Raw genomic sequence first — 21,604 nt, forward strand, 5'->3', positions numbered from 1 at the left:
GCTTTTTTTAAGTTTTGAGCAACGAGTAAAACTCATGGCTCAAAGCTTACAGCTCTGAGCTATATTTTACGTCCTGTGTTAATCACATTTACGCCATTGAAACGTGTGGTAGCACTTCCATGCGAAACAGCACTTACTTGTGAAGGCTGTCCTTTACCATCGAAGAACGAACCAAAAGTACGGTAATCGTCTTTATCACAAATCTGTACACATGAATTCCAGAATTCTTGTGTATTTGATTGATAAGCTACGTCGTCGAGCATTCCAACGATTTGTCCGTTTTTGATTTCATAAAACAACTGACCGCCGAATTGGAAATTATAACGCTGTTGGTCAATCGAATACGAACCACGCCCAATAATATAAATGCCTTTTTCAACACCTTTAATCATGTCAAAAACACTTAGCTTTTCTTTTCCGGGACGCAAAGACACGTTTGGCATTCTTTGGAATTGAACCGAATTCCAGTTGTCGGCATAACAACAGCCATGTGAAGCATTTTCACCTAAAATATTCACTTGGTCACGAATGGCTTGGTAATTCACCAAAATTCCATCCTTGATTAAATCCCATTCTTTACAAGGCACGCCTTCGTCGTCATAACCAACCGTTCCTAAAGTATAAGGCTGTGTTTTGTCGGCTACAATGTTTACTTCTTTACTTCCATAATTGAAAGCTTTGGTTTTCCATTTATCCAAAGTGGCAAAACTTGTACCTGCATAATTGGCTTCATAACCCAAAACACGGTCGAGTTCAGTCGGGTGACCTACCGATTCGTGAATAGTTAAGCCCAAGTGGTTGGGGTCAAGTACCAAGTCGTACTTTCCTGCCAATACCGATTTTGCCGTAAGTTTTTCTTTAGCCTGCTTAGACGCCATGATGGCATCTTCAACCATGTCATAAGAATTTCTGTAACCAATCAAACCATTCGGAGCGGCAATTTTTTCACTTGCCAAACCATCCAAATACTCATAGCCCATACCCATTGGCGAACTGATGGCATCACGAGTTTTAAACTTTCCAGCCGCTTTATCAACCGCTGTGACCGTAAAAGTTGGCCAAATACGGTGAACATCTTGGTCGATGTATGAACCATCCGAAGAAGCAAAATACTTTTGTTCATTCACAAAAAATAGATTGGAAGTAACAAAGCCAGCACCATTTTTCATTGCTTCGCTGTTTACTTTCATTAGTAAATCTATTTTCTCTTGCACAGGTACTTCAAAAGCATTTTTCTTGATAGGCGTTTTCCAAGCAACTTCGCCTACGCCTTTTTGCGGAGCAAGAATTACAGGCTCTTTCTGAATTTTGGCGTTCGCTTTGGCAATGGCTACTGCTGTTTCTGCACATTTGGCAATTCCCTCTGGCGTAACATCGCTCGTAGCCGAAAAGCCCCAAGTTCCATTGGCAATTACACGAATACCTACACCATAAGATTCGGCATTGACAATGTTTTGAACCTTGTTTTCACGAGTAAATAAAAATTGTTGTAAATATCTACCGATACGTACATCTGTATAAGTAGCTCCACGAGATTTTGTGGCATTGAGGGCGATGTCGGCCATTCTTTTTTTGAAAGCAACATCTGCGGCAGGTTCAAGTAAGCGTTCTGCGGTGACTACATTTCCCAAGACAGGAATGGACGAACCCATGACAGCTCCCAAGCCCATACCAGACAATTGGATAAAATCCCTTCTATTCATATTGGGGTTTGTTGATTGAAGTTAAAATAAATGGAGGTAAATGACTTTAACAAAAATAACATTATTTCTGACACATTATCTATTTGTTAAATCAGCACAATCTAAAAATAGTAAATAAAAGTCCACAAAGCATGACTTTATTCGACCAAAGGCATTAGTTTATCGACATCTGTAACATTTTTAATTCTGTTTGAAAATTAATGACACTTAAAAAAAATCTTACTGAAAATAAAATTAATGATATTTCACAATTGTAGTCATAACTACTATATTTGTGACAACTAAATATCAAAACCATGAACAAAACAAAATATTGGGTAATTGTTGCCTCGAAAGACCATGTTAAAAATGGCATTGCCGAAGGTTTTGCACAGGCTTGTCACGGAAAAGCTTCGCCTTTGAGAAGAATGAAAAAGGGAGATTTTATTCTTTATTATTCTGGAAAATTGGTTTTGGGTAAAGAAGAAAAATGCCAAGAATTTACGGCTATCGGTCAAGTAAAGGACGATGAAGTATATCAATTTCAAATGTCGCCAGACTTTTGTCCGAGTAGAAGAAACATTACTTTTTTTGAACATCAAGACCTTTCAATTTTACCATTAATCAACGATTTGGACTTTATTCAAAACAAAAAAAGTTGGGGTTATCCCTTCCGTTTTGGTTTCTTTGAAATCAATGAGCATGATTTTCAAGTTATTTCATCTAAAATGCTTCACACAAAAGAATATGTCTGATTCTATACACTTCCATTTCGATACAGCCGAAGAGAGTTCTGGCTATTTACTTTGGCAAGTAACGACACTTTGGCAACGCAAAATCAAGCGTCAATTAGATACAATCGACCTTACGCATACGCAGTTTGTGCTGTTGGCTTCTTTGGCTTGGCTTTCTAAAAGTCAAAGTATAGTTACACAAATTGAAATTGCCAATCATAGCAAAACCGACCGAATGATGGTCTCGAAAGTGCTGAGAACTTTACAAGAAAAAGGACTAATTACACGTAAAGAACATGAAACTGATACTCGTGCAAAAGCCATCAGCCTCAGCGAAAAGGGAGCTATCGTGCTTCAAAAAGCTTTAGTTTTGGTTGAACAAGTAGATATTGAGTTTTTCTCAGCACTGAATCTTGAAACAAGTTCTTTTAATAAAAATATGCTTGTGCTGATTTCAGAAAATCAATAGTTATTCGTAATTATCTCTTAAATAAAGAAGTCGTTGGAAATGTAAGTACAGGGCAATCAACAAACAAGCATAAGCGATGTATGCCAAGAAAGTTGTATAAAATCCGGGAGGAAACAAAAGCGAAATTATAAAAATAATCAACCAAGCAGAAAGGAATTTTTTGATAGTACTTCCGTTGAATTCAATGATTAAGATAATACCCAAAACTAAGTTTGCTCCTAAAATAAGTAAACGAATTTGATCTAATTGAGTAGCTCTGTAATAATAGAGATTTGACCCAAAATATGCAGACGACAAGATACTTAACACTGCCAATACGAGGTAAATGCTACGAAGAAAACCCAATTTCTTTTTAAAGGAAATTTCAAAATAGAGACTTATAAAACTACAATAAATACTTACAATGGCAGGAAACCAGTTTTGTGGCAAACCAAAGTAACTTCTTCCTGATACGTTCCAAGGAAAGTAAAAAGTAAGCAACATCAATACACCAAGTGCTATCAGTAAGGCAATTAAGTATATGGGGAAATATTTGATAAAAGTAAAATCCATACTCAACATCGCTTTTCCCATGTACATAATTTTGGTTTTCTTTTTTAGGTACATGACAAATGTGTACAAAAAAAAGAAAGACGCAAAAGTTTCAGTACCTTTCTCAATAATGATGAGTATCAAAGGTCTTTTCCAAGTTTCTTGGTTTAGCGAACTTCGCCACAAGTTCAATTCAAATTGTTCTTGTAAAGGACTGCTTAAAAGTAGCAATACCGCCAAAAGGTTGATGGCTAAAAGAAAAGGATATTGTTTGAATTTTAAGAAAATAAAAATACTTAAAAGGACACCAACCACAGTACTCGAAGTATGAAAAACAAACCAACCTGTATTATCGCCTTCTCCTAACTTTTTCATAAAACTTGCAGCCCCGATTACTTCATGGAAAGTACCCATTTCATCAAAAGACAATAGAAAAAAAATACTTGCCACTACAAGCCAAAACGCATTCAAGCTTTTGTCACTCCAATTTTTAGCCTTTTGGCTATCTATTAAGTAACAAAAAAAAGCAATGATTCCCGTAATAAAATAGAGCATCGACGAGTACCACGATGCGGTGACGTTCTCTTCTAAAAGATTGAATTGAACGACTATAAATTGAGTTGAAAATGAAGCATTTGCAAGAATCCCACTTTTACTCAGCCACGTACCTCCCAAAAAAATGAGGTTTACGCCAAAAATACTACAAAGGATGTAATATACATTTATAACCGTAATTTTGATGTTAAATGAAGGTTTACCCTTGGAGAGCAAGTCCATAGTTTATATATATTGAATTGAAGAATTCCTCTAATTTAGTAATTAATCGTTAAATCTATATAATAATATTGTCTTAAAGATTCTATCGGCTCAGTACTTAACCAACTTGAATTGTGATATTCATCCAATCAAATACTTCACTTTACTGCTATGAAAGTGGAAGTTAGGTGAAAAAATTAGAAAAAATTTGCTTAATCAAAAGCAATAAACCATCTTTGCCTATCGAAATTATAGACTTATATAATTTCAATCCTTTACTTCTGTTAGCCACCAACATAAGTAAAATAAAAATTAGTATTTTTTTATGATGAACTTAGCTGAACTACGCATTTTTCAGAAATGTCGTAATGGATTTTTTATGGTGGAACTCTCCAATTTTTCAATGCTTCATGCTTGCTGTTGTTGCTAAAAACGATGGCAAAAACTCTGTCTATTTTTTTAAATTTTCCTTAAACGATTTTCTTAAAATTGAAATCATTTAATGGAATTTAATCCATAGTTTAAATAGAATTATATTACATGAAAATCAAATTAATCCTTTTATTAAGTCTTTTTTCGGTAGGTTTTTCTTCCTTCGGACAAAAGAAAAAAAGTAACAATCCGCCTAATATCATTTTAATCATGGTGGACGACATGGGCTATTCAGACATCGGTGCTTATGGTTCAGAAATCAGTACGCCAAACATTGATAAATTAGCCTTTGAAGGCATCCGATTGAAAGAGTTTTACAATAATTCCATTTGTGCTCCTACTCGTGCCTCTTTAATTACAGGTCAATATCCGCACAAAGCAGGAGTTGGTTATTTCAATGTAAATTTAGGTTTGCCCGCTTATCAAGGTTTTTTAAATAAAGAATCTTTGACCTTTGGCGAAGTACTCAAAACGGCAGGTTACAATACTTTTCTTTCGGGAAAATGGCACGTGGGAAACGATAGTTTGTATTGGCCAAACCAAAGAGGTTTTGATAAATTCTACGGTTTTATCGGTGGAGCAAGTAATTTTTACGCAGACCCTAAAGATGTTCCTGTTGAATTGGTTGAAAACAACAAAAGAATTACTTTAAAGGAAGGCGAGTATTTGACAAATACCATTACGGATAAAGCACTTTCATTTATTGACGAGCAACAAAAAACGCAGAAACCGTTTTTCTTGTACTTAGCCTACAACGCTCCGCACTGGCCTTTGCAAGCTTTGCCCGAAGACATTGCCAAGTATCGAGGAAAATATGCTTTAGGTTGGGATTCGCTAAGAACGATTCGCCACCAAAAACAAATCGCTTTGGGCTTGGTTGACCCAAAACATCCCATCGCTACTCGTGATGAAGACGTACCGCACTGGGACGCTTTTACTTATGACGAACAACAATTATGGCAGAGAAAAATGGAAGTTTACGCTGCCATGCTCGACAGAGTTGACCAAAATATTGGTAGAGTAGTCGCCAAATTGAAGGAATTGAAAAAAGATGAAAATACTTTAATCGTATTTATTTCAGACAATGGAGCTCAGGGCGGTTATGCACCTTTAGGCAGAAAACGTCCGAGAAATTCTGGACCAATTGGTTCAGCAGGTTCGTATGAGTATCAAGACCAAAGCTGGGCTTCGTTGTCGAATACGCCATTCCGTTCGTACAAAAATAATTTCCATGAAGGTGGAATCAGCTCGCCATTCATTGCTTGGTTTCCTAAAAAAATCAAAGCAGGAAGTATCGCTCGTGGAACTGGACATTTAATCGACTTAGCTCCAACTTTTTATGATTTTGCAGGTGCAAAATATCCAGAAAATTATAATGGACTAAAAACCAATTCATTAGCAGGTGTAAGTTTGAAAAATGTTTTATTAGAAGGTTCAGCATTAAACCGTGAACAGCCCATTTTCTGGGAACGTGGTGGCAACAGAGCTGTAAGAAAAGGTCAATGGAAATTAGTTTCTACTTATCCAGAAAAAAGATGGGAACTCTACGATTTAGATGCCGACAGAGGCGAAACCACAGATGTATCTGCTAAAAATCCAGAAATCGTAAAAGCACTCATTGCCGAATATGAAGCTTGGGCAAAGAAAAATAATGTAGAAAATTACGAGAAAATCAAACCAGCCGTTCAAATTGGCAACGGTACGAGATTTTAGGGAGTTTTAAGCTCTGAGCTTTGAGCCTTTAGCTTTTTATTACTTGTTTTTGAAAAATTCACGAATCTTGTTAGCGTAAGCATTTTTGAAATTCCGCTGTTTGAGCGAAGCGAGTCGGTTCGCCGATGCGATTCGGAATTTCTTGACTTTCTTTTGCGACCGACGCTTCGGTTACTTTTCTTGTGTCAAGACAAGAAAAGTAAGAACTGTAACATGAGAACAACTATTAATATTTGTAAGGATTTAAAGTGTCAAAATTTCCACATTTAATTACAAATTTTTAAGACTATAATTTAGAATAATCATTCTTATGAAAAATAAATCATTTACTTGGATAAGCCTTTTACTTGGACTAAGTTTATCCATTCCCAATACTTTTGCCCAAACCCAAAAGCCCAACATCATTTTAGTAATGGTGGACGACATGGGTTACTCAGACCTCGGTGCGTATGGTTCAGAAATCAACACGCCTAATATTGATAAATTAGCTTTTGAGGGAATCAGACTGAAAGAATTTTATAATAATTCTATCTGTGCTCCTACTCGTGCCTCTTTGATTACGGGACAATATCCGCACAAAGCAGGTGTCGGTTATTTCGATATTGATTTGGGCTTACCGCCTTATCAAGGATTTTTAAACAAAGAATCTTTAACCTTTGGCGAAGTACTGAAAACCGCAGGATACAATACTTTTCTTTCAGGGAAATGGCACGTGGGCAAAGACAAATCTGTGTGGCCAACCCAAAGAGGTTTCGACCAATTCTATGGAATTTTGGGTGGCGGAGCTAACTATTTTGATGCAGAAGACATTCCACTCGGAAAACCCTATCCAGTAGCATTGATTGAAAATAATCAACAAATTCACCCAAAACCGAACTCTTATTATTTCACGGATGAAGTAACCAATCATGCTATCAAATTTATTAGCGAACAAAACAAAAGTGAAAAACCATTCTTTTTGTACTTAGCTTATACTGCTCCGCATTGGCCTTTACAAGCTTTGCCCGAAGATATTGCTAAGTACAAAGGAAAATACGATGCAGGTTGGGACGCTCTCAGAAAAAAGCGTTTAGAAAAATTAAAGGCTTTGGGACTTTTGGACGAAAAACAAAGTATTGCCGAAAAAGATGCTGAGATTCCAGATTGGGATAATTTGACTTATGACGAAAAACAACTTTGGAAAGCCAAAATGGAAGTATATGCCGCCATGTTGGACAGAGTTGACCAAGGAATTGGTAAGTTATTAGCTACTTTGAAGGAACTAAAACAAGACGAAAACACGCTGATTGTTTTTATTTCGGACAACGGAGCTCCCGCCGAAGACGTAGCACATTGGGGCGATAAAGTTGGGAAAAATTCTGGTCCAGTAGGTACTTCTGGCTCTTTTGAATCGCAAGGCAAAAACTGGTCATTCTTATCCAATTCACCTTTTCGTTCATTCAAATCTTTTGCTTTTGAAGGTGGCATTAGCTCGCCATTTATTGCTTGGTTTCCTAAAAAAATCAAAGCGGGAAGTATCAATAAAGGAACGGCTCACTTAATTGACTTAGCTCCTACTTTTTACGAATTGGCAGAAGCAAAGTATCCAGAAACATTCAATGGCGTAAAAACCAACCCATTACCCGGAAAAAGTTTAACCAATTTACTCTTTGAAAACAAAGAATTACAAAGAGAAGAAGGGATTTTCTGGGAAAGAGCTGGCAACAGAGCTGTAAGAAAAGGTAAGTGGAAATTGGTTTCAATTTATCCCTCTTATCAATGGCAATTATTTGATATTGAGAAAGATAGAAGCGAAACCCAAAATGTAGCATCGATATTTCCTTTGGTCGTAGATGCTCTTTCAAACGACTATTTCAAATGGGCAGCCCAAAATGGCGTAGTTGATTATGACAATATCAAGCCAGCCACACCACTTTTGCCAGTAAGAAAAAGTAAATAAAAATAGCAAGGAGCTTTGAAGTAAAATTTAAACGTATTTTTACCGAAAAACTCAGATGTAGAATCTTAAAAATGAATGATTTTTTGAATTATAGTTTTAATTCAAAATTCATAATTAAATCTCAAAGCTCATTGCTCAAAGCTATTACAATATGAAAAAAGTAATTTATAGCATTTTAGGAATCGGTGGATTCGTTTGGATGATTTCAAATGGAAATGCCCAAGCGGTTCAACAAAACCCAAGCGTTGGCGAGAAAGTTACCGTTTGTAAAGTAAAGAGTCCGACTTTTGTAAGAAATAAATTCGCCAACGATAAAACAACTACGGCTTCAACTAAAGTAGCTGACCTTCAACACATGGTAGAAATACCGGGAGGCACTTTTGTGATGGGAACAGACGAATATCCAGATGCCCAACCCAAACATACCGTAACGGTAAAGGCATTTTTGATGGATGAACACGAAGTAACCAATGCCGAATTCGAGAAATTTGTAAAAGCAACAGGTTACAAAACCGTAGCCGAGCGTCCGCTCAATCCAGTAGATTATCCGGGCGTACCTATCGAAAATTTAGTACCGGGTTCAGCGGTTTTTACCCCACCGACTGAAAATGTAGGTTTGGATAACCATTTACAATGGTGGAAATACGTAGCAGGTGCTAATTGGAAACATCCCAAAGGGCCGAAAAGTACTATCAAAGGACACGAGAACGAACCTGTCGTACAAGTTTGTTATGAAGATGCCGTCGCTTATGCCAAGTGGGCAGGCAAACGTTTACCCACAGAAGCCGAATGGGAATTTGCCGCAAGAGGTGGCAGAGCCAACAGCAGATATTATTGGGGGAATGTTCTGAAACCCAATAACAAATGGATTGCTAATATTTTTCAGGGAAATTTCCCTGCTGGTAATACCGTAGAAGACGGATACAAAGAGGTATCGCCAGTAAAAACTTTCCCGAAAAACCCTTATCAATTATACGATATGGACGGAAATGTTTGGGAATGGTGTAGCGATTTGTATCGCCCAGATTATTACAGAAATAGTCCGAAACTCAACCCCAAAGGCCCAAGTACAAGTTATGACCCCGAAGAACCCAATGTGGTAAAACACGTACAAAGAGGCGGTTCATTTTTGTGTAGCGACCAATACTGTGTGCGATATGTAGCTGGAAGTAGAGGAAAAGGAGAAACCAGTAGTGCCAGTAATAATTTAGGTTTTAGATGTGTGAAAGATAAAAACTAAGGTATTCATTATTACTGATTGCAGACGAAATTGTGTTTTTCCAACAATTTATTTACTACAAGATTGATTTTCAGCAAATTGTAAAAAAATCATTGAATAATTTGCTGAAAACATTTGGTATTTTAAAATTAAATAACCATCTTTGTCTATCGAAATTATAGACTTATAATTGATAATAATCATCCTACTTGTTAGCCACCAACAGGTTATGATGATGAAATTTTCCATACATAATTTAGCAAAAACTATATGAATTGCTCAAAAAATAATGGTAACAACTTGTCAAACAAGGTGGTTCAATCTCTTGCTTCCCTTCTTTGCTGTTGTTGTCGATAGCCAAAATTCACAAATATTACTATTTTTTTAATCCTTACAAGATTTCAATAGCTTTGATTTCATGGCTCTGAGTACTTGTATGTTTAATCAGTTGAACTACTATTTTAATTTTAGTTTACCGTAAAAAGACGACCAAAAATGAAAGCACAATTAACAGGCCTCATCCTCTTATTGGGTACTTTTGCGACCCAAGCACAAGAAAACGCTAAAGTAAATATCGGCGGAACACGCTTTACTTACCCACTTATTGAAAAATGGATTACTGAGTATAAAAAAACATATCCAAAAGCGGATGTACAATTAGCCAGCAAAACAGGCGACCCTGTTACCATTCAGATTATTGCCTACCGTGCTGAGCCTTCTGCTTTTGGAGATGAAAAAATTATTACTCCCGTAAGCCGATTTGCTCTTTTGCCAGTTGGTAATCCGAGTACGCCATTGGCTGAAAAAGCTTTGAAAAAAGGCGTTAAAAAAGAAGAATTGAAAAAGTACTTTTTGGAAGACCCTGAAGATGCTTTAGAACAAGACAAAGACGCACCAAAATATCAAGTTTATACTCGTGCCAGCAAAGTTTGTTCTTCAATTTCATTTGCTAAATACCTTGGCGACGATGCTGAAAATATTGTAGGAAAGGGAATCACTGGCGATGACAAGAATTTATTAGAAGCCATCAAAAAAGACCCAAATGGCATTACGTATAACAACTTAGGTTACTTGTACAATTTACAAACTCGTGAGCCTTTGAAGGACTTTGCCATCTTCCCTATTGACCTTAACAGCAACGGGAAATTAGACAAAGAAGAACAAATTTATAGCAATCTCGACCGGTTGATTTCATATATTGAGAAAAATCCAAATACTCAGGCGATTCCAACAGAAAACGTGTATTTTATCACGAATAAAAGTACTGAAAATACAGAATTGAAACGCTTTGTGAATTGGACTCAACACGAAGGACAAGCTTTTGTAAAAGAATTTGGTTTCATTGGATTAGGTGCTGACAACGATAATAAAAGTGCCTATTTGGATTCAAACAGTACTTACAAAGTAAACAAATAACCCTTTTCCATCTGGCTCACTATCCAAGCAAGGTTAGCTGCTACGAAGGTTTAAATACTGATGTGATTGGGATTTCGGAATCTGAGAAAAATGATTTACTCTTTTCCAAAATCTACATTTACAAGCTTTCGTAAAGTACTAACCACAGCGGATAGTGAGTACCCAAAACCTAAATAGTATTATATCAAAACATATACAAAATGACATTCAAAGACTTTGGTATTCTTGGTAAAAAGATTTTTATCAGCATACTTGTATTCACTATTCCTCTTACAGTACTTCGAGGCGGTATTTTATTACTGGAATACATTCTAAAATAAATCTTTATCTCTCCCAAAAACATTCGCTTAAAATCATGGCAATTGACAAAACGCTTACTCGAAGAATCCTTCGAGACGCAAGTATTAGTATCTTTATTTATGCCCTTCCTGTTGTTTTATTACTGGGTTGGTTTCATTATAAAGGTGAAAAACCGTGGCTGAAAACCACCAAAACCATTGAAAATTTAAAGAAATAAATAAGTGCTATGGATGGAAACATTGATATAAAATACTTTCATTCATAACCTTAGGTATTTTCCTTATTTCTTGTAAAAATAAATGGTTCACACCTTTTTAATCTATTAAAACTATATACTTAAAGTAGTAAAAGATTGTTTTTTATAGTCACTCAAGTTCATAGCTGACGAAAGAAAGCTAATAAGATAAATCGCATTTTACCTTTTAAAATAACACAAAATGGTACATTTTTTAGAAGCAGTATTCAATAACCTTAATGGTTGGGGCTTTGTAGCCATCACAATTGTATTAGGCATTGCCGAGTTTTCATTAGGTCTTTATGGAAAAAGATGGAATACTAATGAAAAACTATTAGACATTGCTTGTTATACTTTGCCCAAATTAGTAATTGGTCCAACAGTAGCTTACTTTGGGTTGAAAGTGTTGCCAATCATTCTACCAAATGCCAAAAATGAATTCGCTTGGATTCCCTTTGCATTCGGTGCATTGATCATTGCGATTTATGATGATTTAACACAATATTGGTATCACCGCCTTCACCACCAAGTACCTTTTATGTGGCGTTTTCACCGTACTCACCACTCAGCTCCGTACATGGGAATGGCGATGGCATCAAGACAAAACATTATTTATACCATTTTCTTCTCTCAGATTTACCTAACCACTACATTGGTTTATTTGGGTTTAGGTTATCCAGCCTTATTTGTAAAAGGTTTAAAATCGCTGATTACTTTAGCGGCACATTCGAGTATTCCTTGGGATAAGCCATTTTATACAAACAAATTCTTACATCCAATTGCATGGGTTTTAGAACGTACTATTTCTACCCCAGCAACACACCATGCACACCATGCAGACTCAACAGACGATGGAGTAGGTTATTACAAAGGAAACTTCGGCAATATGTTCTTTTTGTGGGATATAATTTTCGGTACTGCCTTGATTACCAGACAATATCCATCAGGCTACGGTGTGAAAAATTATAAAGGAGAAGAATGGTACGCACAATTATTATGGCCAATTTTTAAATCTAAAAAAGAAGGAAGCGAACTTTCAGCCAATGGCCCAGAAGTAGCAGACGAAGAACCAGAACCAGAATTGGCATTGAAGTACGCATAAACTCAGGCAAAAAAATAAAACTAACCATGCTTAGAAAATTACAATTAATCGTACTTAGCTTGATGCTAAGTACCAGCATATTCGCTCAGACGAATGAAAATGATAAAAAGAATTGGATTTCGGCAGATTTGTTTGCTTCAAAAATTGAGCAACAACAAAAAGCCCAAATCATCGACGCACGAAGTGCAGAAGAATTTGCACTCAATCATGTAAATGGAGCTGTAAACGTGAATTTACAAGACGCTACTTACAGTCAGTTTGTAGAGAAATTAAATCCAAATCAACCTGTTTTTGTGTACTCAATTGCCAATGGCAGAAGTGTAGCTTTAGCAAAAGATTTAGGCACTAAAGGTTTCAAAGAAGTATATGTGTTGGACGGTGGCATTGGAGCTTGGGTAGGAAGCGGAAAACCTGTCTTCACAACCGCCAAAAAAGGACTTACTTTGGCAGAATACAACAAGATTCTGGCTTCAAACAAAGTAGTTTTAGTGGACATTGGTTCAAAATATTGCGGTTCATGCAAGAAAGTAAAACCAATTTTAGAGTCTTTGAAAAAAGAACATGGCGAAGCCTTGAAAATTGTGGAAATCGAATTGGAAGATAGCCCACAGTTAATAGCTTCCCTCAAAACAGTAACTTCGTTTCCTTATATAATCTTGTACAAACAAGGTAATATCAGTTTGAAAAAAAGTGGAATTGTGGAATTAAAAGGTGTTTTAGATACTGCTTTAGCACAAGCATTGTAGTATTTTCTTCTGACAATCATCTAAGATTAGCTCTATTTCTTAGATGATTGTTCAAATCCAACGCTCTTTAGCTAACATTCTTTTTTGTCATTACTCCAGTATCAATATTTCAATATAGAACCCTCTTTTTATTGTTCAACTGATAGCGAAAGCTTGAGGCTTAACGCTGTCTTTACAAGTATTTAATATTTAGTATATATAATCCATAGAGTAAACATGAAAAACAAATTACTTAAATTATTCTTTTTGTTGTCCATAGTCCTAACAGCCGTTGGGGCAAAAGCTCAACAAATATCAGGTAAAGTGATAGATTCAAGGACGAAAGAACCCATTATTGGTGCTGCCATTGCTATAAAAGGAACGTCAGTAGGTGTTACAACAGATGCAAACGGAAAGTTTGTATTAAAAACAAGTACAAAACCTCCCTTCACAATTGTCACTACTTTTGTTGGCTATAAAAAGAAAGAAATTGAAGTGGTAGAATTTGAAAATCTAACCATTTCCTTACTTGAATCGAAAGGTCAGCGTTTGGATGAAGTCATTGTTGTAGGCTACGGTACTCAAAAAAGAAGCGACATTACAGGTTCGATTGCCTCTGTGCCTTTAGAAATCAAATCACAACCAGTAGTTTCGGTTGAACGCTTATTGCAAGGCTCTATTGCTGGGGCAATTGTTACACAAACTTCTGGACAACCCGGTGGTGGTGTAAGTGTACAAATTCGTGGTAATAACTCTATCACGGCTGGCTCTGACCCATTGTATGTAATCGACGGTTTCCCTATCAACAACGACTACTCGTTGAACGATGCAGGTGTAACTGATGGTTCTAAAATCAACCCTTTATCGACTTTAAACACGGCTGATATTGAATCAATTGATGTATTAAAAGATGCTTCGGCAACAGCCATTTATGGTTCTCGTGGAGCAAATGGTGTTGTAATCATTACGACAAAAAATGGTACAAAAGGTAAGTCGGTTATCAATTATGATGCCTACTACGGTGTGCAAGAAGTGATTCGTACTATTCCTTTATTGAATGCAGGAGAATGGTGGGCTTTGCGTAAAGATGCGGCTAAAAATTCAGGAAAAACTACTTCTTTACCAAGCGTTTCTGGCTATACTTTAGATACTTCGGGCGTTGGTACAGACTGGCAAGCTGCAGCTTTCCGCAAAGCTGGTATTCAAAGCCATAGTCTTTCGATTTTGTCTGGTAGCGACAAAACTCGTTTATCAGTTTCGGGTAACTACCTCAAACAAGATGGGGTTTTACAAAATACCGACTTTGTGCGTTACTCAGGTCGTTTTGCTTTAGACCACGATTACAGCAAAAACTTCAAAATTACTTCAAGTTTAGTTACAAGTTATACCAAATCGAATGTAGCACCTGCGGCGATTGTGGGCAACTTATTACTTACGCCTCCATCCTTGCCAGTGTATAGAACTGACGGTTCTTTTGTAGTATTGAGTCCGTTTGAATCTGCCTTGCAAAACCCTATCAACTCTTTGTACAATCAGTTGAACGAAACCAAAACGAGCCGTATTTTAGGAAACGTAGCAGGAGAATTGACATTGATTGAAGGCTTGAAATTGAAAGTTTTATTCGGTATCGACCTTGTTGACAACAAACAAAACCGCTACTTACCAAGTACCACAGCAGAAGGACAATCCCTAAGTGGTTTGGCTACCGTAGGTTCTGTTTTCACAACTAACTGGTTGAATGAAAATACGTTAGCGTATGAGAAACAATTGGGACAAAAAGGTAAATTAAATGCTATTTTAGGTTTTACGGCACAGCAATCAAATACCGAAGGAACAGTTGCTGAGGCAGCAGGTTTTGCAACGGATGCGTTTTCATACAATAACTTAGGAACTGGTATCACCAACCGTACACCTCGCTCTTATGCCAACGACTGGGCTTTGGCATCGTACTTGGGTCGTGTAAACTATGCTTATGACGACCGCTACTTATTTACGTTTACCTTGCGTGCTGATGGTTCATCGAAATTTGGTGATGGTAACAAATGGGGTTATTTCCCTTCGGCAGCATTTGGTTGGAACATCAGTAATGAAAAATTCTGGCAACAATCAAATAAAGTAACCAATTTAAAACTACGTTTGAGTGCAGGTTCGACAGGAAACCAAAGTATTCCAGCTTATCAATCGTTATCGCAATTGGCTTACTTCCGTTACAACTTCTCAAACACGACGGTTTCAGGCTATGCTCCAAACACCGTTCCGAATCCGAACTTAGGCTGGGAAAAAACCTTCCAAGTGGATACTGGTATCGACGTGGGTTTATTCAACAACCGTATTACTTTAGTTGCTGATTATTATTACAAAAAAACCACCGATTTGTTGTTGACTCGTACTGTACCGGGTACATCAGGTTTGTCTGATTTTTATAACGGTCAAGCTTCAACGATTTACCAAAATATCGGTGCGGTATCGAACAAAGGGTATGAACTTTACATCAACTCTCATACCATCGACAATAAAGACTTGAAATGGAACACAACTTTGGTTTACTCAAAAAATACCAATGAAATCCTAAGCTTGGGCGATGGTGTAACGCAAATTATTCCTTCTATTTCTTCGCCTTCTATTGCCAAAGTGGGCTATCCAGTAGGCTCGTTTATTGTGTATCAAACCGATGGCGTTATTCAAAGTGGCGATACTCCATTAACACCACAAGCTAACAAAAGTGCTGGTGGACAAAAATATAAAGACATCAGTGGACCAAACGGCGTTCCTGACGGTGTAATCAGCCAAGCTTATGACCGTGTGGTGATTTCAAACCAACCAGACTTTACAGCAGGTTTAACCAACACTTTCAGCTACAAAGGTTTTGATTTGTCTATCTTTTTCCAAGCAAACGTAGGCGGTAAAATTTACAATGCCAACCGTGCCAACTTAGAATTAGGTACAGGTTATACCAACGCCACACGTGATTTGTTGAACCGTTGGACAACAACCAATACCAACACTGACGTAAAAGCGGCATACCAAGACCCAGCCGTAACCATTTCGGATAGATTCATCGAAGATGCCACTTATTATCGTTTGAAGAACATTTCATTCGGGTATAATTTTCCATCTAAATTCTTGAAAAATGCTCATTTGAAAAACCTAAGAGTATATGTTTCGGCACAAAACGCTGCCACTTGGACCAAATATACAGGCTTTGACCCAGAAGTAAGCTTAAACGGTCAGTCGCTTATCAACAAAGGAGTTGACCAAGGCGTTTATCCAAACAACAAATCATATCAAGTAGGTTTATCTGTATCATTTTAGTCATAGCTATGAGCCATGAGCTATGAGATTTTAGCTTTGGCTGAAATTGTTCTAAGAATAAATAAAAAAGCTCATAACTCAAAGCTAACGGCTCAAAGCTCATTTTAAATTTAGCATTCCATGAAAGTACTCAAATATATCGCCCTTGCAAGTATCGGGCTAACAGCCAGTTCTTGCGAATCGTTTTTAAAGGAAAATCCAGCTTCGATTATCTCGGAAGACCAGTATTATAAGACACAAACAGATGCAATTAATGCCGTAAATGCTGTTTATTTTTTACTAAACGCTGGTGGACCATCTATCCAAACGCCTTACAATACGCTCTTTAACACGGGTATGAACTTTGCGGGCGATGACGAAGACCCAGGACCAGGAGCAACCAACCCCGATGTACGTTCATTGGCGGTATTGGCTCACTCGTCATCAAACCTACGTGTATATGAGCTTTGGCAACAGCATTATGCCGCTATCAAAAAAGCCAATGTAGCTATCGAAAAAATACCAACTATTAACTTCGATGCCACTTTAAAAGCTCGTTTGATTGCCGAAGCCAAATTCTTGCGTGCTTTGTATTATTTCAACGTAGTTCGTTTGTGGGGCGATGTTCCTTTGATTACAAGCTACCAAAAATATGTCACTGCCAGCGACTACGCTATTACCAAATCGCCTTCAACGGAAGTCTATGCTCAAATTGAGAAAGATCTTACCGAAGCAGCTTCGGCATTACCTAACTCCTATTCGTCGCCAGATGTAGGTCGTGCTACGGCAGGAGCAGCCAAAGCGTTGTTGGCTAAAGTGTATTTGACGAAAGCCTCACAGCCACTGAATCTTACCCAAAATTATGCTGATGCCGTAAAAAAAGCAGAAGAAGTACTTTCACCTGCCGATGGCGGAACGGGTACTTATGGCTATGACTTGTTTGATAACTTTGCAGATGCGTTCTTACCTGCCACTAAAAACGGTAAAGAGCATATTTTTTCTGCTCAGTTCAAATCGAATGCTCAGTTACAAGGCAATAACCAAAACCCTCGTTCTATCTTGACTGGTATTCCGGGGTTATCGGGTGGTTATGCCGATATGGTACGTTTTTATACCGTTGGAAATGACAAATTTTTCAGTGTATTTAAACTTTATACACCTGCTGACAAGCGAAAAAGAGTAACTTTTGTTACCAGCTTTACAAGCCCGACAAATGGTAGAAAGTACGGTTTACCAATCGTGAATACAGCCGTACCAAACGATTCAACGCCATTTTTCAACAAAACTTGGGACCCGAACTCTACTTCTGTTACAAACGAGTCGGCTGCTAATGTGGCGATTATTCGCTATGCCGAAGTATTGTTGATTCATGCCGAAGCTGAAAACGAATTGAATGGTCCAACCGACAAGGCTTATAAATCGCTTAACCGTGTTCGTCGTAGAGCAGGATTACCAGATTTACAGCCCGGCTTAACCAAAGACCAATTCCGTGAAGCCTTGTACCTTGACCGTCGTTTAGAGTTGGTATTTGAATACCAACGTTGGTTCGATTTGATTCGTCAGAAAGATGCTACGGGCAAAAGTACATTTGTGGCTAACCTCCAAAAAGTAGGAAAAACAAACGCTACCGACAAGCACCGTTTGTATCCGATTCCACAATCAGAAATCGACAATAATCCTAAGTTGGAGCAAAATACGCTTTGGAAGTAATTAGTTAGTGAATTGTGATTGAGTGAATTAGTGATTTGATTTTTCAGAAACTTATGATTTTTAATCACAAATTAAATTTGTACGATTACTTGAGTTTACGATTTTAGGCAATTGAATCAAAATATGCTTCGGAGTATCTTTTTAATGCTCGCATGAATGAAAAGAATACTCCGAAGCATCATTTGAAGACTCGCATGAAGTAAAACAATGTTCGTGAGTATCGTTTAAAGACTCGCATGAATGAAAAGAATACTCCGAAGCATCATTTGAAGACTCGTATGAATCAAAACAATGCTCATGAGTATCTTTTGAAGACTCGCATGAAGTAAAACAATGCTCGTGAGAATCGTTTGAAGACTCGCATGAAGTAAAACAATGCTTCGTACATTACTAATCGTTTGATAAACGTGTTTATCAAGTTGATTTATAAAATAACAAGTAACAATTCAATATGAACATTATCAATAGAAGAACATTCATCTCCAGCTCTCTTGTCCTCTCGGCGGTTTCTTTGTTGAAAGCCCAAGGTTTGCACAGCAACGACGATTCGGTAATTGCCACAGCAAAAGAGGCTTATATTTTTGGTTTGCCCTTGGTTCTTACCGATTTAACCCGACTTGTAGGAACATTCGGCACAAGAACATCCAACCAATTTAACCATAGCAAGGCTTTTCCTGACCATACATTCAAGGCGGTGGTTCGTCCCAATAACGATACTTTTTACTCATCGGCATTTTTGGATTTAGGAGCAGAACCTATCGTTTTGGATATTCCAGATACCCAAGACCGCTACGCTGTTTTTCCTTTGGAAGATGCTTGGACAAACATTTTTGCTTCTTTCGGTAAAAGAACCACGGGTACAAAAGCCCAACGCTACGTAATTACGGGGCCAAAATGGCAAGGAAAATTACCCAAAGGCATTGAAGAAGTAAAAGCCCCAACCGACTTGGTTTGGATTATCGGACGTATCCAAGTGAATAGCCCCGAAGACGGCAAAAACTTTGTCAGCAAACTGCAAGACGGTTTGAAATTGACACCTTTGAGTCAGTTAGGGAAAAAAGAACCCCTTGCTTCTACTGCTGTTTCTGTCACCTATTCGGTTGAATCGACTGAAGCGGCACAAGTTTTAAAAACGAAAAGAAACGTAGTAGAAGCCCTCAAAAAATTAAGCATTGAGGAATATTTTACGTATTTGAATGAGCTTTTAGTAAAAAATCCTGCTTTTGAAGCTGATAAACCAGCTTTAGAGAAATTTGCTAAAATAGGTATTAAAGCAGGCGAAAAATTCAGTTTGAGTACTTTCGATACAGCTACGCAAACCGCTTTACAAAAGCTACCTACCGAAATCATTGCAGCCTTGGACAAAGCAAGAACGATTCTTACCAACGACAACGACCGTAAACCAGACGTTACGATTGGGCATTATGGTACAAATTACCAGAAAAGAGCCGCCGTTGCCTATTTCGGTTTGGGAGCTTTAGGGCCAGAAGATGCCGTTTATTTAGGCTATCAACAAGATGAACAAGGGCAAGCATTGCACGGAGATAACAAGTATGTCATTCATTTCGAGCCACATAAAACACCGCCAGCACGAGCCTTTTGGTCGATTACCTTGTACGATAAAGCTGGATATTTGGCAGAAAATGCCATTCGTCGCTACGCCATTGGCGATAGAAGCAACCTCCAATACAATGCCGATGGTTCATTAGATATTTACATTCAGCACGAAGCCCCAAGCAAAGACAAAGAAAACAACTGGCTTCCTGCCCCCAAAGAAGCATTTAATTTATCTGTAAGAATTTACTGGGCAAGCGACGAATACCTCAAAACTGGCAACTGGAAAAAACCACCGATAAAGAAAGTAATTGCGAATGGGTAACTGAGTGAATTGTGAATGGGTTTTATGAAATAATGTAGGCTACAACCCATTCACTAACTCACAATTCACAACTCATTCACTCAATACGTTATGAAAAAACTATTCAGTACCTTACTCTTTTTGAGCAGTTTACAAATATCTTTTGCTCAGAATACCGACGGCGAAGCCTTATTTGCTACGGTCAAAAAATTTGTGGCTTTGGGCGAACATCGCACAGGTACAAAAACAGATTTTGCCACATCGCAATGGCTAAAAAACGATTTAGACAAATGGGGTTTCAAAACCGAATTTGTTACGTTTCCGCTTACGCAATTCTTTTTTGAAAAAGGAAATATTAGCATCGGTTCAAAGCAATTGGATGTGTTACCACTTTGGCCTGTCAGTCCAAAAATAAACCTATCACAAAATGGAGTTTTAGTCAATGGCGACAAAGCAAAAGACCTCAGTGAGGTAAAAGGCAAACTCGTTTTAACGACACTCCCACAAGCAGGCGGAGCATTGAACGAAGCCATAGAAAAGCATTTAGATAAATTTATTCAAGCGGGTGCAAAAGGGATTTTAGCCATTACGCCAAGCAATACGGGCGAAATTGTAGCCCACAATACCAGAGAAAGTACGCAAGCTTGGGCTATTCCAGTATGGCAGGTAGCATCAAAAGATACAGTCCTATTTCAATCAGCTATTACTTCTGGTTCAGAAATAGCGGTAAATATTCAAGGGAAAAGTCAAGCCATCGAAGCCAGAGATATTGTCGGACGCATCGGCAATGGTAAAAAGTATGTAGTGATTTCAACGCCCATTAGCGGTTGGTTTACTTGTGGTGGCGAGCGTGGGCCGGGCTTGGCTACTTGGTTGGCTTTGGCGGAATGGGTAAGTAAAAATCCTTCGCAATTTGCAGATTATACTTTTGTTTTTACAGGAAATTCTGGACATGAACTGGACAACCACGGAGCGAACGTTTTTGCCGAAAAAGCTGCTCCCAAGCCAGAAGATACCCGTTTGTGGATTCACCTCGGTGCAGCGATTGCCGCCAAAGCTTGGAAAAAAGAAAATGGTCAATTGATATTAACCGACGAAGTAGATGGCAATCGTACCATTTATTACGATGAATCGGTAGCCGATGCCTTTGAAAAGTCTTTCGCCAACATCAAAGCCAGAAAAGGCAAAGGAACAACAGCGAACAAAGGCATTGTAAAACCGGGCGGAGAAGGAAGTTTGTATCAAGCCAAGGGCTATAAAAACTTGGTCAGTTTGGCGTATGGACATCGTTTGCATCATGTAAAAACAGATGATGAAAATACTACTTCGCCTGCTTTGTTAGTAGAAATTACCGATGCTTTAAAAGCCTTTATAACAGCGGAATTGCAAAAGTAGAATAGCACAATATCGGTATTTCGTTTGCTTTTTTATTGATTGAACGGAATACCGATAGACAAAATTTGTTTTTACAAATGTTTTATATTATACTTAT

15 protein-coding genes are annotated in these 21,604 nt (G+C 37.8%); 13 read left to right on the forward strand and 2 right to left on the reverse strand.

The genetic code is table 11. From position 1 onward, the window contains the following. Window positions 1–59: 59 nt before the first annotated feature. Window positions 60–1,703 carry a TldD/PmbA family protein gene (locus VB248_RS05990; protein ID WP_323295837.1) on the reverse strand — a complete coding sequence of 548 codons (1,644 nt, stop codon included), beginning with the start codon at window positions 1,701–1,703 and terminating at the stop codon, window positions 60–62. Window positions 1,704–1,999: 296 nt separating this feature from the next. Here VB248_RS05990 and VB248_RS05995 point away from each other — a divergent pair, with 296 nt between their 5' ends. Both VB248_RS05995 and VB248_RS06000 read left to right on the forward strand, forming a co-directional pair. Then, window positions 2,000–2,437: an EVE domain-containing protein gene (locus VB248_RS05995; protein ID WP_323295838.1), complete on the forward strand. Its 438-nt coding sequence runs from the start codon at window positions 2,000–2,002 to the stop codon at window positions 2,435–2,437. Further along, complete coding sequence (locus tag VB248_RS06000) at window positions 2,430–2,885, forward strand: MarR family winged helix-turn-helix transcriptional regulator (protein ID WP_323295839.1); 456 nt, start codon at window positions 2,430–2,432, stop codon at window positions 2,883–2,885. Before VB248_RS05995 ends, VB248_RS06000 begins: the two co-directional genes overlap by 8 nt. Here the strand turns inward: VB248_RS06000 and VB248_RS06005 are convergent, their stop codons facing one another. Further along, the gene (locus VB248_RS06005) at window positions 2,886–4,193 is read right to left on the reverse strand and encodes a hypothetical protein (RefSeq protein WP_323295840.1); all 1,308 of its coding nucleotides are present in this window, start codon (window positions 4,191–4,193) and stop codon (window positions 2,886–2,888) included. It lies immediately after the preceding gene. Between the two features lie 519 nt (window positions 4,194–4,712). Here VB248_RS06005 and VB248_RS06010 point away from each other — a divergent pair. The 11 genes from VB248_RS06010 to VB248_RS06060 all read left to right on the forward strand — a co-directional run bounded on the left by VB248_RS06010 (window position 4,713) and on the right by VB248_RS06060 (window position 21,507). Beyond that, entirely contained in the window at window positions 4,713–6,317 is a 1,605-nt protein-coding gene (locus tag VB248_RS06010) for an arylsulfatase (RefSeq protein ID WP_323295841.1), read from the forward strand. Window positions 6,318–6,627: 310 nt separating this feature from the next. Beyond that, window positions 6,628–8,256, forward strand: a complete 1,629-nt coding sequence (locus tag VB248_RS06015; protein ID WP_323295842.1) for an arylsulfatase — start codon at window positions 6,628–6,630, stop codon at window positions 8,254–8,256. 355 nt (window positions 8,257–8,611) lie between these two features. Further along, complete coding sequence (locus VB248_RS06020) at window positions 8,612–9,496, forward strand: formylglycine-generating enzyme family protein (protein WP_407652875.1); 885 nt, start codon at window positions 8,612–8,614, stop codon at window positions 9,494–9,496. A 474-nt stretch (window positions 9,497–9,970) separates the two neighbouring features. Beyond that, window positions 9,971–10,891 carry a hypothetical protein gene (locus VB248_RS06025; RefSeq protein WP_323295844.1) on the forward strand — a complete coding sequence of 307 codons (921 nt, stop codon included), beginning with the start codon at window positions 9,971–9,973 and terminating at the stop codon, window positions 10,889–10,891. Between the two features lie 355 nt (window positions 10,892–11,246). Further along, window positions 11,247–11,408, forward strand: coding sequence for a hypothetical protein (locus tag VB248_RS06030; protein WP_323295845.1), 162 nt, complete (start codon window positions 11,247–11,249; stop codon window positions 11,406–11,408). Between the two features lie 220 nt (window positions 11,409–11,628). Continuing rightward, window positions 11,629–12,528 carry a sterol desaturase family protein gene (locus VB248_RS06035; protein WP_323295846.1) on the forward strand — a complete coding sequence of 300 codons (900 nt, stop codon included), beginning with the start codon at window positions 11,629–11,631 and terminating at the stop codon, window positions 12,526–12,528. A 26-nt stretch (window positions 12,529–12,554) separates the two neighbouring features. Beyond that, window positions 12,555–13,274 carry a rhodanese-like domain-containing protein gene (locus tag VB248_RS06040; protein ID WP_323295847.1) on the forward strand — a complete coding sequence of 240 codons (720 nt, stop codon included), beginning with the start codon at window positions 12,555–12,557 and terminating at the stop codon, window positions 13,272–13,274. A gap of 216 nt (window positions 13,275–13,490) precedes the next feature. Further along, window positions 13,491–16,565 (forward strand): SusC/RagA family TonB-linked outer membrane protein, encoded by a 3,075-nt coding sequence (locus VB248_RS06045; RefSeq protein ID WP_323295848.1) that lies wholly within the window; start codon window positions 13,491–13,493, stop codon window positions 16,563–16,565. 120 nt (window positions 16,566–16,685) lie between these two features. Continuing rightward, window positions 16,686–18,254, forward strand: a complete 1,569-nt coding sequence (locus VB248_RS06050; protein ID WP_323295849.1) for a RagB/SusD family nutrient uptake outer membrane protein — start codon at window positions 16,686–16,688, stop codon at window positions 18,252–18,254. A gap of 451 nt (window positions 18,255–18,705) precedes the next feature. Further along, entirely contained in the window at window positions 18,706–20,133 is a 1,428-nt protein-coding gene (locus tag VB248_RS06055) for a DUF1254 domain-containing protein (protein WP_323295850.1), read from the forward strand. Window positions 20,134–20,223: 90 nt separating this feature from the next. Next, entirely contained in the window at window positions 20,224–21,507 is a 1,284-nt protein-coding gene (locus VB248_RS06060) for a hypothetical protein (RefSeq protein ID WP_323295851.1), read from the forward strand. The last annotated feature ends 97 nt before the right edge of the window (window positions 21,508–21,604 follow it).

Source organism: Arcicella rigui, assembly GCF_034929435.1.
GTDB classification, from domain to species: Bacteria; Bacteroidota; Bacteroidia; order Cytophagales; family Spirosomataceae; genus Arcicella; species Arcicella rigui.